The sequence below is a fragment of the Candidatus Saccharibacteria bacterium genome (assembly GCA_016700315.1).
Lineage (GTDB): Bacteria > Patescibacteriota > Saccharimonadia > Saccharimonadales > SZUA-47.
On the sequence record CP065013.1, the window covers coordinates 306,074 to 324,022 of the forward strand.

The 17,949-nt window shown below is 43.7% G+C and carries 16 protein-coding genes; 4 read left to right on the top strand and 12 right to left on the bottom strand.

The window, feature by feature from the left end; translation table 11 throughout:
* Positions 1 to 146: 146 nt before the first annotated feature.
* Together mutM and IPO96_01495 are read right to left on the bottom strand one after the other, a co-directional pair.
* Positions 147 to 1,118: a bifunctional DNA-formamidopyrimidine glycosylase/DNA-(apurinic or apyrimidinic site) lyase gene (gene mutM, locus IPO96_01490; protein QQS65210.1), complete on the bottom strand. Its 972-nt coding sequence runs from the start codon at positions 1,116 to 1,118 to the stop codon at positions 147 to 149.
* 12 nt (positions 1,119 to 1,130) lie between these two features.
* The gene (locus IPO96_01495; protein ID QQS65211.1) at positions 1,131 to 2,102 is read right to left on the bottom strand and encodes a hypothetical protein; all 972 of its coding nucleotides are present in this window, start codon (positions 2,100 to 2,102) and stop codon (positions 1,131 to 1,133) included.
* 87 nt (positions 2,103 to 2,189) lie between these two features.
* On the opposite strand from IPO96_01495, the gene IPO96_01500 reads away from it, so the two are divergent.
* Entirely contained in the window at positions 2,190 to 2,429 is a 240-nt protein-coding gene (locus tag IPO96_01500; GenBank protein ID QQS65212.1) for a hypothetical protein, read from the top strand.
* On the opposite strand, the gene IPO96_01505 is transcribed toward IPO96_01500, so the two are convergent.
* Both IPO96_01505 and IPO96_01510 read right to left on the bottom strand, forming a co-directional pair.
* Complete coding sequence (locus IPO96_01505; GenBank protein ID QQS65213.1) at positions 2,406 to 2,990, bottom strand: HAD family phosphatase; 585 nt, start codon at positions 2,988 to 2,990, stop codon at positions 2,406 to 2,408. The two genes, IPO96_01500 and IPO96_01505, sit on opposite strands and share 24 nt — an antisense overlap.
* A 50-nt stretch (positions 2,991 to 3,040) precedes the next feature.
* Positions 3,041 to 3,643, bottom strand: coding sequence for a hypothetical protein (locus tag IPO96_01510; protein QQS65214.1), 603 nt, complete (start codon positions 3,641 to 3,643; stop codon positions 3,041 to 3,043).
* A gap of 101 nt (positions 3,644 to 3,744) precedes the next feature.
* On the opposite strand from IPO96_01510, the gene IPO96_01515 reads away from it, so the two are divergent.
* Positions 3,745 to 6,030, top strand: a complete 2,286-nt coding sequence (locus IPO96_01515) for an ABC transporter ATP-binding protein (protein ID QQS65215.1) — start codon at positions 3,745 to 3,747, stop codon at positions 6,028 to 6,030.
* 9 nt (positions 6,031 to 6,039) lie between these two features.
* Here the strand turns inward: IPO96_01515 and IPO96_01520 are convergent, their stop codons facing one another.
* The 5 genes from IPO96_01520 to polA form a co-directional block, all read right to left on the bottom strand.
* The gene (locus IPO96_01520) at positions 6,040 to 6,414 is read right to left on the bottom strand and encodes a hypothetical protein (protein ID QQS65216.1); all 375 of its coding nucleotides are present in this window, start codon (positions 6,412 to 6,414) and stop codon (positions 6,040 to 6,042) included.
* Between the two features lie 34 nt (positions 6,415 to 6,448).
* Positions 6,449 to 6,889 (bottom strand): hypothetical protein, encoded by a 441-nt coding sequence (locus tag IPO96_01525; GenBank protein QQS65217.1) that lies wholly within the window; start codon positions 6,887 to 6,889, stop codon positions 6,449 to 6,451.
* 5 nt (positions 6,890 to 6,894) lie between these two features.
* Positions 6,895 to 7,959 (bottom strand): hypothetical protein, encoded by a 1,065-nt coding sequence (locus tag IPO96_01530; GenBank protein QQS65218.1) that lies wholly within the window; start codon positions 7,957 to 7,959, stop codon positions 6,895 to 6,897.
* Between the two features lie 216 nt (positions 7,960 to 8,175).
* Entirely contained in the window at positions 8,176 to 8,436 is a 261-nt protein-coding gene (locus tag IPO96_01535; GenBank protein QQS65219.1) for a hypothetical protein, read from the bottom strand.
* 1,313 nt (positions 8,437 to 9,749) lie between these two features.
* A complete protein-coding gene (gene polA / locus IPO96_01540) occupies positions 9,750 to 12,458 on the bottom strand; it encodes a DNA polymerase I (protein QQS65220.1) in 2,709 nt (902 codons plus the stop codon).
* 63 nt (positions 12,459 to 12,521) lie between these two features.
* On the opposite strand from polA, the gene IPO96_01545 reads away from it, so the two are divergent.
* The gene (locus IPO96_01545; protein QQS65221.1) at positions 12,522 to 14,591 is read left to right on the top strand and encodes a type IV secretion system DNA-binding domain-containing protein; all 2,070 of its coding nucleotides are present in this window, start codon (positions 12,522 to 12,524) and stop codon (positions 14,589 to 14,591) included.
* A gap of 4 nt (positions 14,592 to 14,595) precedes the next feature.
* Positions 14,596 to 15,285, top strand: a complete 690-nt coding sequence (locus tag IPO96_01550) for a hypothetical protein (protein ID QQS65222.1) — start codon at positions 14,596 to 14,598, stop codon at positions 15,283 to 15,285.
* Here IPO96_01550 and IPO96_01555 read toward each other — a convergent pair.
* The 3 genes from IPO96_01555 to IPO96_01565 are packed head-to-tail and all read right to left on the bottom strand — an operon-like array spanning position 15,278 to position 17,911.
* A complete protein-coding gene (locus tag IPO96_01555) occupies positions 15,278 to 16,339 on the bottom strand; it encodes a polyprenyl synthetase family protein (protein QQS65223.1) in 1,062 nt (353 codons plus the stop codon). The two genes, IPO96_01550 and IPO96_01555, sit on opposite strands and share 8 nt — an antisense overlap.
* 4 nt (positions 16,340 to 16,343) lie before the next feature.
* Positions 16,344 to 16,913 carry an AAA family ATPase gene (locus IPO96_01560; GenBank protein ID QQS65224.1) on the bottom strand — a complete coding sequence of 190 codons (570 nt, stop codon included), beginning with the start codon at positions 16,911 to 16,913 and terminating at the stop codon, positions 16,344 to 16,346.
* Between the two features lie 23 nt (positions 16,914 to 16,936).
* Positions 16,937 to 17,911 (bottom strand): hypothetical protein, encoded by a 975-nt coding sequence (locus IPO96_01565; GenBank protein ID QQS65225.1) that lies wholly within the window; start codon positions 17,909 to 17,911, stop codon positions 16,937 to 16,939.
* Positions 17,912 to 17,949 lie beyond the last annotated feature (38 nt).

Here is a 17,949-nt window from a genome sequence, read left to right on the forward strand (position 1 = left end):
AGTGCTAGAGCTTCTCCTGGCAGCTCGGGCACAGATGTGTGCCTCGCCCAGCAGGGTTTGTTCTAGGAGGGGCACACCCCTCCGCTTCAAAACTGAAGTAAATTCAGTTTTTCGCCCTCCCCCTAAAGGCAGTGCTTACAGCTCTGCTAGAGTTGCTGGCAGCTCGGGCACAGATGTGTGCCTCGCCCAGCAACTCTTGTTTTAATGATGGTGGTTTGGCAGCGTGGGCACGGGGCACCTTCTTTGCGGAAGACTCTAGCGAAATCTATGTAACTTCCCCGCTTGCCTTCAGCGTTGACATAGTTACGGTCGGTGCTGCCGCCTTTTTCGATCGACAACTTGAGTACATAAATAATTTCAGAGTGCAGCTTAGTCAGTCTGGCATTTGAGAGATCCCGGACCAAGCTTGCCGGATGAATACTAGACCCCCAAAGCGATTCGTCAGCGTAGATATTGCCCACTCCTGCCAGAACTGTTTGATCCAAAAGCGCCGCCTTAATGCTGCTATTTTTGCGCTTTTGCAGTCTTTTGATTAAGACTTTGGGCATAAAATCTTCTTCTAGCGGTTCAGGCCCAACCTTTTTCATAAAATCAATTTCGGCGACAGCAATCGTCGGCATTAACCTTACCCAGCCAAACTTACGCTGGTCATTGAAGTATAGGTGCTCGCTATCCCCAAGAAAGAAATCTACCCTTGTCGATTTATCGGGCAGGTTACCTACTAGCGAATTGTTTGGATGCCCAGCCCCAAACCGAGTCTCTGTCTCGGAAAATTCTAAATCATGAGGACCATATCCTAAATTTTTTTCTTTTTTGTTTTTATTATTTTTTAGAATTTCGGATTTAGATTTTAGGGTTTTTCTTTGTCCGACAAAGACTAGTTGCCCTGTCATTTTAAGATGAATAACAAAAGTGTAGCCAGTCGACAAATCGATCATCAAAACTTTAGCTCGGCGACGCACATCAATAATTTTGGCGCCGATTGCAAACTTACTTACCTCTGTTTCTGGGTTTGGGAAGCTTTTTGCCCAGTCGTGAGTAATTTTTGTGATCGACTTACCAACAATCAAACTAACTAGTCCGAGTCGGACGGTTTCAACTTCAGGCAGCTCTGGCATAAAGACATTGTATCAAGCCGCCAAAGCCAGACGCCCCAAATCAACCGCAAAAGGCGTATACTTCTTCATTTCGAATTGTTTTTTGGGTGCTTCAACCAAGTCTTTAGCAGCACTGACTAGGGCACGCGCAATCGGCTCTGGCTCTTTCATAAATGTAGTATGAGTGCCAGATAATACCAAAGCCCTAGAATCTTTCAAAGCTTTAGCAGCTCCTTCAATAATATCTTGGTCGTGAAAAATGTGCCCAACCGGAACATGAGACCGTCGAAGATCTTGTATCGGCTCGGCGAGACCAACGCTCTTCAAGTACCTCAGTTCTCCTATCATGTAGCCCCACTCGAGTAGTAGCAGCGGGTTTCTTAAATTTTTTTCGACTAGCTGACATAACTGCTTCCGCTCAAGTGACAAAACGCCCTCAGAAACATGTTTTACTAGTCTGAAAAGACCACTGACAAGATCAATACCCTCATAGTCCATTGCGTCATATACACCTGGTGCGTTTATAGTGACTACACCGTAAGGTAAGCCACTTTTACGGCTTTCACGCTGCTTATCACGACGATCTAGGGCAACATCAATTGCTGTTACACCTCCTTGAGATTGACCTCCATACAGCACAGCACTTGGCCTTAATGTGCGTTCGGTCTCTTCCGCACCCTTGTTAAAAGCTTTTAGCCTTAAGTACCTGGAATAGCTTGTATCCTCAGCTACGAAGGCAGCTTTAAATGCTTTTCTAAGGTCATACGGTCTAACTGTGCCAACTGTTGCTACCGAAACTTCGCCACTTCCTATATCAATCATGGCTTCTGTAATCTCTCCTAGTGAGTGAGAGCCATCATCGCCCAGCCCACCCTTCAGCACTATCAACGGTGAGTCTTCAGGGTCTTTGGCCGGGAAGAAGTTTAGATGAAAACCACAACGCCCAAAGTTTGGGTCGCGTCTTTCGTTCCATCTACCGGGTTTGAATTCTGGGCTACTTAACATGTTTTTCTCTTTATTAGTGCCTATCTGGATAATACTCCTAGTTTTTGATTATGGCCATATCTAGATAAACAAGAATATAATAGCTATATGGACTCAGTAAGCAACATAATCGGCAGACGAGTGCCAGATGAAAAACAGTTTTTAGAAGATATTAAGCGCTATATCGGCGAGCATTACGATTCATATTGCAGCGTCTCGGTTTCCCAGAGAAATTACGTCTTAGCCGTAGCCAGTGCCAGTCTGGCCAGCACGCTCCAGATGGAACGCATCAAAATAGCAAAGGCTTGCGGTCTCGACAAACCTCTACGAATTAGAATCGGCGACTAGAAGTTCCTCTAGATCAGATTTAAATTTATCAAAGCCCGTAAACAAGATAGCGCTGAGCCCAGCTTCAACGGCAGCAGCACAATATTCGTCACGATCATCTGTAAAAATAGCTTCGTTAGGCATGATAGCAAGTTTTTTTAGTGTATGCTCATAGATTTCCGCATCTGGTTTACCGACTCCAATGGCACCGCTCTCAACCACCACGTCAAAATACTGAGCAAGTTCTTCTGCGGAAAACCTTCGACTAATTCCACCTTCCGAAACATTACTCAAAATCGCTGTTTTATACCGCTTTTTCAACTCCAAGATGTAAGCAAAAAGTCTTGTGTCACGACCTTCATGGCTTGCGACCAACTGAGTCCACTCTTCTGCGCTAATTCCTAAGACTTGCGCGTGTTGTTCGCGCGCTTCTTTGGCTGTCAAAAGCCCCAAGTTTGCAGCATTCATTATATCGCGTAAATCTTGTCGCTGCCGACCGCTAACGCTCAGAGTGCCAACCGCCGCATCCATTGAGTCGTTCAAAAGCACACCAAAACAGTCAAAAATAATTGCCTTGATCATCTACAACTAGTTTACAGTCTCAATAATATTTAGGCCAGACGTGGCTGTCTCTACAACAGGCCGAAATCGCCAAAAAACTTAGCGTATTCCGGTATTTGTTCGTTGAATAATAGCCTAACTGCGCCTGATGCCTTTGAATTACCACTATTGCCGCAGCTAGTAGCCCAGGTTCGCACCAGAGGCATGTCAGACTCATCTAAAATTGAATAAATATAACGTCGGCCCATTGGGCAAAAGCCTCTTTCGTCTTCAGTAACTCCACTTGTTTTACTGTCAAAGTTCAACTTACCGATAGACCGCATAAATACTTCGTAGGCTTGTTGGCTGTTGGCAGATGATTGTTCTTTTGTAACGACACCATCGTAACCGCGAATAAGCTGTACCCTACGCTCACTTGGCGTAATAGTGATTTTGTATGATTTGAAATCTTCATTTCCCTTAACTGGTCCTTGGACTTCCAGCTGTGCCCCATTGCCGTTAGTAATGAATTTTTCATAATTATCAGATGCAGTAATGGTCGTTATACCGGCAACTTTTGATCCTGAAGGCCTAAAGACTCTCTTGCCGATTGCAAAAACACCCCAAACACTTAGTATCAACAGTACTCCCAAAAATACAGTAAAGCCGATCGTTAGTCCCAATTTCCTAACCATAATGGTCGTATTATATAACAGTTTTATCTCTATTGCAATAGCTCCGTAAAGCACGAATTCATTTATAATAAGCATAAGCGATGAGTGGGGATGATATTGGTATGAAACAGAAGTTGCTAGAAGCCATAGATATGGCTGTGGCAAGTGGCGTTCCGACATCTATGCTTGGTGACGTGCTTACCAGCCAGGGTTGGCCTGCCGAGATTGTTAATGAGACTGTCGAACAATGGCTGCAAACCCACCATGAGGAGTCGCAGCGTTCTGGCTTTAGGGTTTGGCTAGAAAAATATCACAAAAAAGCAAGACCAGCAGTAGTTGTAGTAGTTTTGATAGGTATGGTTCAGGCAGGCATTGCCCTGCTCAAACCTTGGCCAACCAAAATCCTAGCCGACTCAGCCTTCGGTGATATCCCAGCTTGGGGCCCGCTTGAGCCATACACTCACACTCCAACTCTTATACTTATCACCGCACTAATGAGTATCGCTCTTTTTGTCTTGGGAGCTGCCTTTGATTTTTTCAGCGACTTTATTCTGCTTAAAATTGGTTTTTGGCTGAACCGCTCTATCAAGCAAGAGTCTTTACGTCACATTTTGCATTTACCGCTTTTTCATCAGGAGCGTTTAGCAAAGGGCGACTATGTTTATCGTCAAAACGTCGTTACCAACAGCCTTTCGGATCTGGTTCTAGGCACTACTTCGGCCATAATCGGTTCTATCATCATGATCATTGGTGTGTTGGCCATCATGATAAGTTTTAATCCTAAACTGACACTAGTATCGGTTGTCTTAATGCCGCTTTTGTACCTAACTATGCGTATTTTTGGCCCCAAGTTGGGCTTTTATAACCAACAGCTTACGGAGGTAGCCAGCGATACAGCAGCCAGCATAAACGAGTCAGTAGACAACGCCGAAACGGTTCAGGCCTTCACACTTGAGGATAAGCAAATAAACAAAATCGACCGTCTTTGGATGAGAAGCTACTACCTAACTAAAAAAACAATGATGTGGGGCAACTTACTCCAGGACGCCAATTCCTTTCTGGTGATTATCGCAACATCGATTGTGATGTATTTTGGAGGCACGGCTGCGCTCAACGGCCAGCTGACTTTTGGTGAGCTACTCATTTTCATGACTTACATGGGCTACTTACTGGGGCCAATAGAAGGCTTGGTACAGGAAATCACCAGTCGCAACCAAAAACTAATCGACGTAGGCCGTGTTTACGAAGTTATAAGCGATCACCAAGGCATAGAAGACCTTAGGCGAGATGCCCACGTACCTCCAAATATCAAAGGAGTTATAGACTTCAGAGATGTATCTTACACATACGGTAGTCAGACCATTTTCAACAATCTCAACTTGCATATCAAAGAAGGCGAGAAAGTCGGCGTCATCGGTCCTTCGGGTTCTGGGAAAAGCACTATTCTAAAACTAATGCCCCTTTTCATTGAGCCAAATCAGGGCAAAATTTTTATTGACGGTATCGACACGCAATCAGTCTCGCTGCATGAACTAAGGCAAAAAATCGCCTGGGTAAGTCAAAGTCCTCAGCTTTTCACAGGTACGATACTAGACAACCTCTACGACGGAGACGCATACCATGAAATATCAGACGAGAGAGTTAAAGATGCGATAATTGTTAGTAACGTGGCCGAGTTTGCTGTACGCCTGCCACTGGGTATTAACTCGCCAGCTGGTGAAAATGGCTCTTCGCTGTCCGGCGGTCAGCGTCAACGTGTCGCTATAGCTAGAGCTTTAATCAAAGACGCCCCCATTGTGTGCCTCGACGAGCCAACAGCCGCTCTGGACGCCAAAAGTGAAAACTATATCCGAGACTCGCTTATGCAAATGGTGCAAGGCAAAACCGTACTTATGGTAACCCACCGCAAGGCTCTGCTCGCCCTGATGGACACAATTTACGTTCTTGATAGCGGCACGCTTACCAATGTGAATGAACTTGGCGGCCTTGATTACTACCTAAGTGTTTTGGAAGGTCTAGACCAAAAGAATGTTGAAGCTGAGATACAAGACGAACAGGCTTATATAGACCCAGCTATCCTGGACAAATTTTTGGCTCTGCAGGCAGCCGAACAACGTAATGATGTAATCGAACAGCCAGAGCAACTTGCCGAAGCACCGCAAATAATAGAATACGTTGGCCAGCCTACGGCTGATCAAGCAGTCATTTCTGGCGAAACTGAACAGCATTATGTTGCCCAACAGCAGACAAACGAACCCCAGCAAGCTGAATATGTTGAGTCGCAAAACATGATAAACAACGAACAGCGTTCATACCAGCAAGCTTTGCCCCAGCAAGAACAGGTTATAGAAAACCAACAACCTCCTGAGCCGGAAGAGAGTCAGGAGATTGAGGTTAAGTTACACTAAAGCTTTTTTCTAAATTGCTCTGGGAGTATTAACCCCAGGCCGATAGGTTTTTGGCGGTGGGTACACAACGGACTTGGGCTTGTATACCTCATCATAGCCATTGGAGTTTCCTCTACTATAACCACCGGTTGCTACAGGTGGCTTACTAGGCTTTTTGGTAGACAATGACGGTTTTTTCATCAAAGTACTTCTCGCCCAATCATTATCTTCTCGGTCAGCTTTAGCCTGAACTGAGGCAGCTGCTTGTCGCTTGAGCATTGAGTCGAAATTTTGCTTGGCTTTGGTCTGCTGGCCTCTTTGGGCAAGCGAAGCGTCATTTGCAACTTGCATCTTGAAGAATGCCCGGGGGCTGGGGCCGGTTGCGGCTTTCTTTGTTTGCATCATGAAGGAAAGGGTGGGCTTCTCTAAGCCTTCTGGATCAACTGTTCAAACCGCTATCACTGTCTTGACTATGTTTGCCAGTTCCTACAACATATAAATTCTTTGCGGCCTCATAGCCTGTGGCACCGTGTCTACCAGTTACGGGTGAGGTCGGCTTAATGTCTGTTGCTCCATTACGAGCTGCTTCGCCACTGAGAGAGCCAGGTTTTGCGACTGGCGCACTATTTCTACCTTTGTTTGGATCATCAACATAGGACATAGTGGTGGGCTTTTTCCCTAAGCCTTCTGGATCAACTGTTCGGAAAATAGGAGGTTCTCCGGAGCTATCACTGTCTTGACTATGTTTGCCAGTTCCTACAACACTTCTAGCCTTTTGGGCTGCTAATCTAGCAGTTTGGTTAATTCTCAATACTGTTGGGTCGTCCACTTTGGCTCCTTTGTTTGTTTTGTTACTTTTGTGCTTTACTTTGTGTTTCATTTTTATTACCTCACCACATTTCTACGTACTGGGCTAACAGGTAGCGGCGAGTCGTTTTTGCCAAAAATTGCATTTTTAGAATGTTTGTCGTAGGCGGCAGCCTTAGTGACCCATTGTTCAAAGGCTTTCTTTTTCACTGGGTCCGCGTTGATTTCTTTGAGTTTGTTTTCATTGTTAGTCGCACCTTTTACCCATGTTTCAAAGGCCTTCTTTTTGGCTGGATCCGCGCTAATTTCTTTGAGTTTTTGTGCTTGCGCAGCTGACAATGTAGAAGATTTGAAGTTCTTCATGCTTTGGCTTTCAGAGCCGCGCTGAGTCAGCGCCGAATGGTTCTCGACCATCATCTTGTTCCAGGCTTTTTGCTGATCTGGCGTTAACTTGCCATAGGCATTAGCAAATTTATCTAAGTCATTTCCAGTAATTTTCTTGTCTTTGCCATTAGCGTCTTTAATAATAATTGTTTTATTAGCGCCCGGCGCTCCGGGGTGTTGGCCCTGTCCAATTGTAGTTGACCCAGATCCGCCACTTTTGTTTGCTTCTATCCATTTATCTCTTTGTTCGGGTGTTAGCTTGTTGAGCGTTGCGGCAAACTTGGCTACGTCACTTTTGTTCAAAGTCTGACTGTTAACCGTGATTTTGTCGTCTTTGGGAGGTACTTGACCACCGTTTTTGGCCATGGCTTCGAAGTCTTTCCACCTCTGGCTGGGCTGATTGTGATGAGCCATCGCCCAAGAGCTGTCGGCGGCAATACGACTCATTTTTTGGAAGGCTTCCCACTCTGCATCACCCCAGTACTTAGTGTCTTTGTTGAACTGAGCGATCTGCTCTTTACTGTGACCTCCCGGATGCTGACCTGGTGCAAACTTCAGTTCGCGGTTCGGCTGGCGAAGGTTCCAACTATCTGCCGATTTAAGTCCCGTACCGCTAATGTGCGTGTCACCACTTGGGGCTGGTTTATTGTCCATAGGCTTTGTTAGCTTGAGACCGCTTTTAGCACTAAGCATAATTGCAGCCGAGCCAGCTGCCGAGTTCATAAATTGATTTGTAGTTGAATTTCGACGTTTTGTCATCTTAACTCTCTTTTTTATTGTTTTTGTGTTTTAATTTATACCCGAACAATATCATATATAACCATAAGTAACAACGACTTATCCACACCCTGCATGCTATCATTTTTTCTTCCCAACCTTTCCAAGGATAGTCCTTGGAAAGAAAAACCACACTTACGCGTTCAAAAGCTTGAGCTGCTTGACCAGTTGTCTCTGCTTGTCTCTGCACTTCCTCGTTCAGCGCAATTCTAGCGCCTTATCGATTATGGATAGTGTCTTGGGAACAAGTTTATCTATACCTTTGACGGCCTGTGCAACTTCTTCAATCGTGCCGCAAACCACGTCGCAGGTACTAAAAACAAACGGGTCTTTGTAGTTTTGGATTATCTTACCGTCCATTTCTTTTTCACAACCGTTAAACTTACCGCCGTACGGTGCAAAACCAATCACAGGCTTGCCCAGATACTTTGCTATCAAGATCTCTTGTGAGCCACCCACACTAATATCGTCAGATAAATAGACAATTATGAAATCGGCTTTGTATATTAATTTGCAGTCTTTTGAAAAAATCCTGAAAATAACTCATAAAACTCTTGAATTCTTTTGTAGGATCAAGATTTTCTAAGAATTCCGCCAAATCTGAAATTTCTGCGCAAAAATCATCTCTCCAATGGTCAGTTTCAAAAAATGATTTTTTTGATACCTTACCAGCTATATAAACTTTCAACGTATTCCTCCTAAGGTATTGACTTAAGCCTCGCATCCAGCCGTTGTTTTGAGTTTTGTCGGCTCGCAGCATTTTATATTAACCCACTGATCTCTTCAAAATATACCAAACTTCCGACACTTCACTGTCTTGCAAGATTAACGAGCCTAAACCCAAAAATATGCACTAGCTGGTTTGTTAAGGCTTCTATTCTTTCTACTCTATAAAAGGCTTTGGGCTCGCCGATACTGTATTGAATCTTTGACCCAAGTTCTTCTTTAATTTTCTTAGCAAAACAGTCCTTCAAGCTTTGGCATTAAACAGTCATTTTTTTATTCTGCCGCCAGGAAGATCCCCACCACCGAACTTATCTTTTACCATAAGCAATCCCACAACCCTTACGAACTCATGCCTTTACAGCAACAAAATACGTGTCTTTGTCTCCATCTGTGGCGATAACTTTATTGCCTGCTATAATTTTCATTTTGTTATCGATGCCATCATTAAACTACGTAAACTCTCACCAGTAAAGCCCTTGAAATCAAAGTAATAGACAGTGCAACATAAGAAACTTTATTTTCTCCAATATTTTTGGCTTGGCCGTAGGCCCCAGTTATACTAGAGCAAAACTATAAGAGATAAGACATCAACCCATCAAATTTTCATTGATCACACCCTATGTTAAGTTTTGCCGTAAATAGTCTGGTTCAAATCCACGAAAAATATTCCACGTTGAAAGCAAAATAGGACATAATCGAGACCAGTGGTTAATTAACGCTCGTACCCTAAAATTGCCTTTGGTTATCCAAGCCTATCAACTTACAAATAGCCGAGCTATTAGAATAAACCTCAATAAAATAATGGAGAAATGGTGGTAACTCATCTTTAAATACCCACCAAACTGCCATGTATCAAAAACATGACAATCAAAAGATAATAGCCACCCAATGCTAAAAGCCCAAGATAAACATTTTTATCGAAGAGCTGAACTCTTTGCGTAATAGGCCTGTGGTTCTTTTCTAGATCTCGACAAGCAAACTCAAAATTATCCATATCCCTTGCCAACTATACCGTAAAATGAAATACCTGTAAAACTCGTGGTTAATCATAGCTCCCCCCATGTTTTACCGGTGGATATGTCTACACGCAGTTTTACGCCCAGCTCTGGATAAATATTTTCCATAGTCTGCTTCATCATTTTGCCAACCCGCTCAGCATCAGCTTCGGCACATTCAACCAAAATACTGTCATGTATCTGCAATATCTGTCTCGGCTCTTCCTCGTTCCTCGTTCCTCGTTCCTCGTTCCAGTGTCTAAATTGGCTTTCTAATTTAGACATTGCCATCTTGGTTATATCAGCAGCGCCTCCCTGAATTGGCATATTGATTGCGGCCCGCAAAGCTGCCTCACGTACGACAAAATTGCTGCTCCGAGCATCCGGCGTTGGGCGGCGACGTCCGAGCGGCGTCTCCACAAAACCTTTGTTTTTGGCTTGGTCACGAAAACGCTCCATCATTGCCTTCAGTTTGGGGCGCACCTCGAAGTATTTATCGATAAACTTTTTGGAATCGGCGTAGCTCATGCCCGTTCCTTCACTGAGTCCGTGAACACCTTGCCCATACAAAATACCGAAATTAACAGCTTTGGCCGCGTAGCGCATCTCTTTGCTGACTTCTTCGGGCTTGACACCTTGAACCAAAGCGGCCGTCTCGATATGAATGTCTCGATCAGAGTTAAACGACTCAATCATTGCTTGATCACCGCTCAGTGCCGCGGCAATGCGAAGCTCAAACTGACTGTAGTCGGCACTCACCAATACATTGCCAGGCTCGGCGATAAAGCCAGTTCTGATCTCTCGACCAATTTCGGTGCGGATAGGAATGTTCTGCAAGTTGGGATCGTTGCTACTAAGCCGGCCAGTTGCTGCGACCGTCAGCGCCAGTGTTGTATGTATACGATTGTTCTCATCTACCTGCTCTGGCAGCGTATCTACGTAGGTACTTTTGAGCTTTGTGTACTCACGATATTTCTCGATATCGTTGATGATCGGGTGAAGGTCTTTTAGTTTAGCGAGTACGTTACTGGCTGTGCTGAAGTGGCCAGCCTTCCCTTTCTTGCTTGCGATTGTAGGCAAGTTTAGCTTCACAAACAAAATATCACTCAGCTGGCTAGGACTTGAGATATTAAACTCTTGGTCGGCATAGCCATAAATTGTTTGTTCAATGTCACTAATTTGATCTGTTAACTTGTCAGATAAAACCTTGAAAAAGCTTGGCTCAATCTTCACCCCAGTACGCTCAATTCGAGCTAAGACTGGTATCACTGGCCAGTCCACTTGCTCGGCCATTTTGATCAAACTTGTAACCTCGCTCATTTGCTCACCCTGTCGCTCAGCAAGCCCCCGGATCACAGCGCAGATTTCTGGTAGCTTAATTAGCGCTTCATCATCATCAATATTGTCGAGCTCACCAGCGTAGTTTAGATCCTCGCTCGCAAGCGCCGTAAGCGAAAAATCTCGCCTCAGAGAATTAACAATAAATGCGCCAACTTGTGTGTCGTGGCTTACCTGCGGCAAGTTTTCTATCCCAAGCTCGAGTAAAATTTGAAAGATATTCTTTAAATCGTGCCCGGTAACGGCTTTGCCGTTTAGTAGTTGGTCGATGGTAGATGGTAGATGGGAATTAGCTACTGATTTTCTTAAATCAAAAATATAGCAATTTGTTTTGTCAGATAGCGCCAAAACAGTTGGCTCGTGACCGTGCTTACCACTGCTGCGAGCAAAAATTACTACATCCCCTTCAAGCTGCAGCGATGACACTGCGGAGCTCTCCTGAACGTAGACAGGTGTCGGGGTTTTGAGATCGAGGATTGCCGCACTTATGTTTGACGAAAGGTCATTTGTCGATTCTGCAACTGCTACTTTGGACGAATCACTACGCATTCCTTGTGGCAAGTTGCGCAGCAGGCTCCTGAACTCTAGGCGCTTTAGTATGCTTGCCAGCTCATTCGTATCTAGCTTATTTATGTCCATTTGTTCAAGGTCCAGCTCGATTGGCGCATCTGCGTAAAGTCGAGCAATTTCTTTACTCATGTAGGCCGAATCTCGCCCCGCTTCAAGCTTTTTCTGTACTGCGCCCTTGGTGAGAGCAACATTCTCGTAAACACCATCGAGAGTTTTGTATTGTTTAAGTAGTTCAACCGCTGTTTTTTCACCAATGCCAGGAACACCGGGAATGTTGTCCGACGAATCGCCTTTTAGAGCTTTTAAGTCCAGAAATTGCTCAGGCTCGAGGCCGTATTTATCACGAAATTGTTCTGGCCGATAAAGCTCGATATTTGTTAGTCCTTTTTTGAGCGCATAGACATGGGTGTTCTCGCTAATGCACTGCAGTGCATCAAGATCACTGGTGATTAGCATTGTCTCTAACCCGGCGGCATCAGCTTTTTTAGCCAGGCCACACATAATATCGTCTGCCTCGTAATCATCGAGTTCGTATAGCGGCCAATTTAGTGCTCTTAGCAGCTCGTGAAGAATAGGAATTTGTACATAAAAGTCTGGCGGTGCCGGCTTTCGTCCTGCCTTGTAGTCTGGGTAGACGGCTAGTCGTTTTCGGATATTGGTTTTTGGTTTATCCCAAGCTACACAAACATAATCTGGTTTGAGCCGCTTAATCAGCTCCAGCGCCATTGCTGCGAAGCCATAAACTCCCCCTGTTGGCGTCCCGTCGGCGGTCGAAAGCCCCGGCATCGCGTAATAGCCACGGTAAAAGACTGACTTTCCGTCGATAATCGCAAGTTTTTTTCTACTCTCCATTAGGTGTAATTATACTCTTAAACCCTACCAATTAAACCGCATAATGTTTACAATATCACTTAGATGATCAAAGTCTTTGAACTAGTTGTCAGTAAATCACAGGTGACAAAAGAAGATTTTTTTGAATTATATAATACTCTTACAGCTCATCTCGGTACATTCTCGAGCGTTAAATTCCACATTTTAATGCGGGAAAATCACTTTAGGTATTTTGTTGAAAGCGATAGAGATCTTAGTTCAATATCTGGGAGTGTGCACTTTTGTGTTCTACGAGAAGTCCAAGAAAAAGAAATAGAATTGCCAAAACACGTCTCCAGAGAGAGGTTCGTAAATTTTGTGACAAGTGGATCACTGACAACGTTAAAAGAAAAAATGTCCTTAAGACGAGGCAAGATGCTTGAACATTTCGTTTGCCAGGTGACGAGGGTAAATTTTGAGTATGCTCACGTAAAAATGCTGCTCTACTTCAAAAACGCTAAAGGCGATTACTCACTTGCAAAAAAGATAACCAACAAATTCCCCGCCCACTTATTCGCAATGGATTTTGAAGTTTCCAATAACTTTATGCGAACCGAGACCCCGAAGTATCTTAATATTGAAAAGGCTCTACATATAATTAACTCCGAAAATATGAACGCAATCTTGGAGGTAGACACGTTCCCATATTTTCCTCAGCCATATTACTTAGCACTCCCTACGTACGAATTTGATAAGCATTCAATGATTGTTGGAGCTTCGGGAAGTGGCAAATCAAAGTTCATTGAATTGTTTATAGATAGACTAAGTCGAATGCCGAATAGGTTCAATTATCGTGTTGTAGTTATTGACCCGCATGCCAACTTAGCTGAAGACTTGAAGCATATAGACTCGTCAAAAATCATTGACTTTAAAGCCGAAAACACAGAACTTTTTGCTGGGGCAGAAGCCGACACAACTGCTGCTACTGAACTAACGTCGACTCTGATGAAGTCACTAATGGGAGATAGTTTTAACCCTAGAGTAGAAAGAGTAATGCGTTTTACGCTATACGTGTTGTTTACTGCAAAATCTATGTCATTAAGCATGTTGAAGCGTTTTTTGACAGACGTAGAAGTACGACAGCAAGTGCTAGATCATGTTCAGGGGCACGTTCCGCATAATATCAGCCACTTCTTTGCTACTGACTACAACGAAATCCGCACCGCATTTTATAACGAAGGCATTCTTCCGATTATCGCAATCGTCGACGAACTCGAGCTACAACCTGCTCTAATGGCCGAGGGAGGGCTTTCAATACAAAGCACCATTAGAGATAGCTTTTTGACCGTTTTTTCGTTAAACAAGGTTAGCATGGGCGAAAAGGTCGTCAAGACAATTGCGGGCCTACTAATTCAGCAGATATTCCTACTTGCACAGTCCAGAGCCTTTAACGAAAAAGTCCTACTTTTCATCGACGAAGTGTCGGTAGTTCAGAACCCCGCCCTGTCGGCAATCTTGAGTGAAGCCAGGAAGTTTAACCTTTTTGTAATTCTTACTCAGCAATACTTTGCTCAAGTCGATAAGAGCCTACGAGATTCAATATTCGCAAACGTATCAAACTACTATTGCTTTAGAGTCGCAGAAGAAGATGCCATCCAACTAGTTGGTAATTTACCAATGGAGCTGCCCAATGAAACTCTAGTTGAGGCGAAAGAAAAAGGGATCAAAGAAGAAACAATAAAGATACGACATTTGACAGATTTACACCCAAGAGAATGCATAGTCCGTATTGCGAGTAATGGCATGCTACTCCCCTGCTTCAAAGCTAAGACTCTGGATACGCGGCAGCACGTAATAGAGACCAGCGTTACAAAGGACTATAAACCTCAAATGTATGAAGGGCCAGTAATTTCAATCGACAACTTTTTCGCAAAGGCGGAAGCCGCAATTGAGGGCGCTAAATTAGATTCGTCTGACTATGCTGGTATCATACGCGACTTAGAGCCTTTTGTCCTGAAAGACAGTAGCAGCTCTTCAAGTCATCTTAGTATACAAAATGAACCACCTCCAGACAGGAAACCGCCAGACTTACGGCCAAATCCTGCACAGGAGAGGCCTGTCAGTTTGGATGCAATCATGAACGAGCAATCAACAAAAGAAAATGGAAAGGAGTAAAAAGATGAACGACCAAAAAGCACAAGAAATCGCCGACAAAATAATTGGCCAGATATTCGGACTCCAAAATCCATTTACACTAGAGCAGTTCGCTGCAAAATTCGCATTTGATATTCGTTTAACTGGAGAAGTTTTTGAAACAAAAACAGGTGAGTCAACCTGGGCGCAAAACACAAAGCATAGTAAATACCTGACGTTTGATAGTCTAAAAAACGAAGAAGAAAAGTTAGAGCCAAAAAAACCAATCAACTCCGTTGAAGATATAATGCGCTATTGGCAAGAAACCAATTACACTGCGACTGAAAGAACGCTAAATTCAATCAACATCGCAAAAAGTGATGCAATTTATGGTTCACAAAATATCTACAGATCGATAGATATTCACGACTCCAAAAATATTCTTTTTAGCGAAAGTTCGCATGACTCAGAATTTTCCGCTGCCATCCAAAGATCTGGAACCTGCGTATACTCTCTACGTGTTGACGATAGTAAAAATATATCCAAGAGTTTTCAGGTTTCTTGGTCCGGGAATATTTCAAATTGCCTCTTCATCAAGGACTCTAATGGTTTATCGGACTGCATGTTCTGCTCGCAGTTAACTAATCGCCGCTTTTGCATTGCTAATATGCAGTTTACTGAAGAAGAGTACCGAAAATGGGAAAAAATCGTTAAAGAGTGGGTGCTAGCTAGCTAGTCCTGCTACCAAGCCGCGAGATAAATTCGCGCAAGAACTCTACCTGGGATGCTCGCCATTCGGGCGGAAACGAATCGACAGTTTCTAGAGATTTCTGAGTCATACTAGCAATAAGGTCACGCGCTGAATCGTCAACGTCGTGATCGACAACCACAGACCTAAACCACTCAGCTTCCGCCTCACTAACGTTCGGTTTTCCTAAGACACTCAAAAAGTCCTGCTTTTGCTCGGGCGTAAGACGGCTAAGCGTCTCAGCTACTAAATAAGTCATCTTCCCTTCTTTAATATCGCTGGCATCCGAATCGCTAAACAGATCGATTAAATCGTCTTCAACCTGATAAGCTGTACCGGCAAATAGCGAAAACTCTCGAAGCATATGAAGTTTTTCTTCTTCTACAACTCCTGCCATAATTGCACCTAGCCGAAGTGGCATCAAAAAGGAGTAGTAAGCAGTTTTTCGCTCGTTCATTGCCAGCACATTATCTACACTTACTTCGCCACTTAAGGCCTCGAAAAATACATCTTCGATTTGACCGTTTATAGCAACAAGTAAGGACTGCTGCAAATCTCTTGATAAACTATTAATCGTCCGGGTGTCGGTTTCCAGATTATTAAGCTCTAGCTGCGCCAAATGAGCTCCAGCTAGTCCTGCATGAAGCGCTTGAGAATTTCCAAAATGCTTTTTTTCGCCTTTTAGATTTTTTGTCTCAAATACAGACTGCATTACGCGGTGTGCTGTTGGGCCATCACGCCGGGTCAAAGACTCATCAACTATATCGTCCATGATAAGAACATAAGTGTGAATCATTTCGACAACCAACGCCAGCTTATTGGCTAATTGCTTATCGCGTCCACCACACATATCGTAGGCAACCAGCGTCAAAAGCCCGCGTAACCGCTTACCTCCCCGGCGCAACATGTCGCAGTAGACTCCGATTACTTCCTCTGAATAAGTACCATGCTGCTTCGAAAAATCATTAACTAGCTTGTCGCAAAAATCATCTATCTCTTTGTTGATACGATCTTGATAGAGCTTTAGCTGAGTCTCGATCATTTGCTCATAAACCTAGTTGCTTTACTATTTCGGCGTAAAAAGTTTCTATATCATCAGTGTAATTATTTACAAAGATATCGCACTTTTCTTTAACAGCCGCCATGTTCAAAGTAGCGCTATCGCCTGAGCTGGACATCTCGGCCTTTTCTTCCTCCAAAAACTGCTCATAAGTTTTGTTATCTTCGCTAGTTCTTTGTCGATCAAAAATCCTCTTATATCGTATGGCTGGGTCAGCATCTGTCCAAATCATAAATCCGTTTAGTCCATGCACCCTGTCGGCCTCTCCTGGGTTACGCATACTAGCCATAACGAGACCATTGTACTTGCTAGATCCTCCTTGGGACTCAAAGAAATCGAGAGATTTGTCTACGAGAACTCCTAGGCCTTGCTCCCGCCGCCATTCTGCGCTAATTGTACGTAAAACTTCACGTTCAATCGGCAAACCGCGCTTGGCTGCTTCATTTCTGAGCATATCGGTAACCGACACAAACAAAAACTCATTACGTTCGGCCAGTAGCTGGCACAAAGTGTCTTTGCCGCTGCCGTTAGTCCCCGCTACTCCATATAAAATCATATATTTAGATTATAGATAATGAACTAGGTTTTTACGAAGTATTTTATCGCTTTACTGAGCAGTGCAGTCTGTTTTATGGCAGAATTTATTTCTTGTGCATAAATAGATGCTGGCTTATCTACGCCACCAAAACCTATAGTTTCAACCACCGCACCAGACGGTAAACCAAGAAGTCGAAGCGCATCGGGATGTTGAAAAGGCACGTACAAATCAGTTGTTACATTGAGTACGTGGCTTCCATTTAAATATTCGGGGCCAATTACTTCGTTCATGAAGTGGTAGGTATCTGCAGTGTTAACTCTTTTTGCTCCTTCAATTTGCGGAGCGCTGACAGATAAGACTTGGGTGTCATCACTAAGAGAATAAACCCTTACCTTCCATAAATTTTTTGGATCATTGGTATTTCTATTTGAGAAGTCCATCCATCTTTCTGCATGGCCTACTACACCAAATATAGTTTCCATAGCTCCATTGAGTAAATCAAACTCCGTTTTTGCTCCAGGTGCATAGTTAGTAGTGTTTGCTTTTTCTGCATCAGACAAGTCTCTTGCTGAGCCCAAAAGAACTACATGGGGAATATCGAGTTCATGTTTTTCAATCTGTTCCTTCAAATACTGAACTCTCAGTAGATTTGACTGGTCCGCACCGCCAAGTACTGTTGCAAACTCGTAGGAGTTTCGCGTAGGTTCTGTAGCACGATCCATGCCTAGTTCGTGGGCTAAAGTCATAATTGCCTCAGTTTGCTGTTCAGTCAACTTTACTGGTGCAACTTCTTGGCGTTCCCTGCCTTTACGAAAGTCCAAAAAATCACTGGTGAATTTTTGTAGGTCTTCTAGACATTCACCTCTATCAGTCAACTGAACTCCAAAAGCAGTAGCAACACTGTCAAATCCCTGTGCTTTTTTTATCCTATTAACATATTCAACGGCAGCTGAAGTAGCTGTTTCGTATGTATGAACGCTTGGTTTATCTATTTGCTGCATTATCATTTTATTCATTTGTTTAGATGCTTAACTCTACGGCTTATCTAAACTTC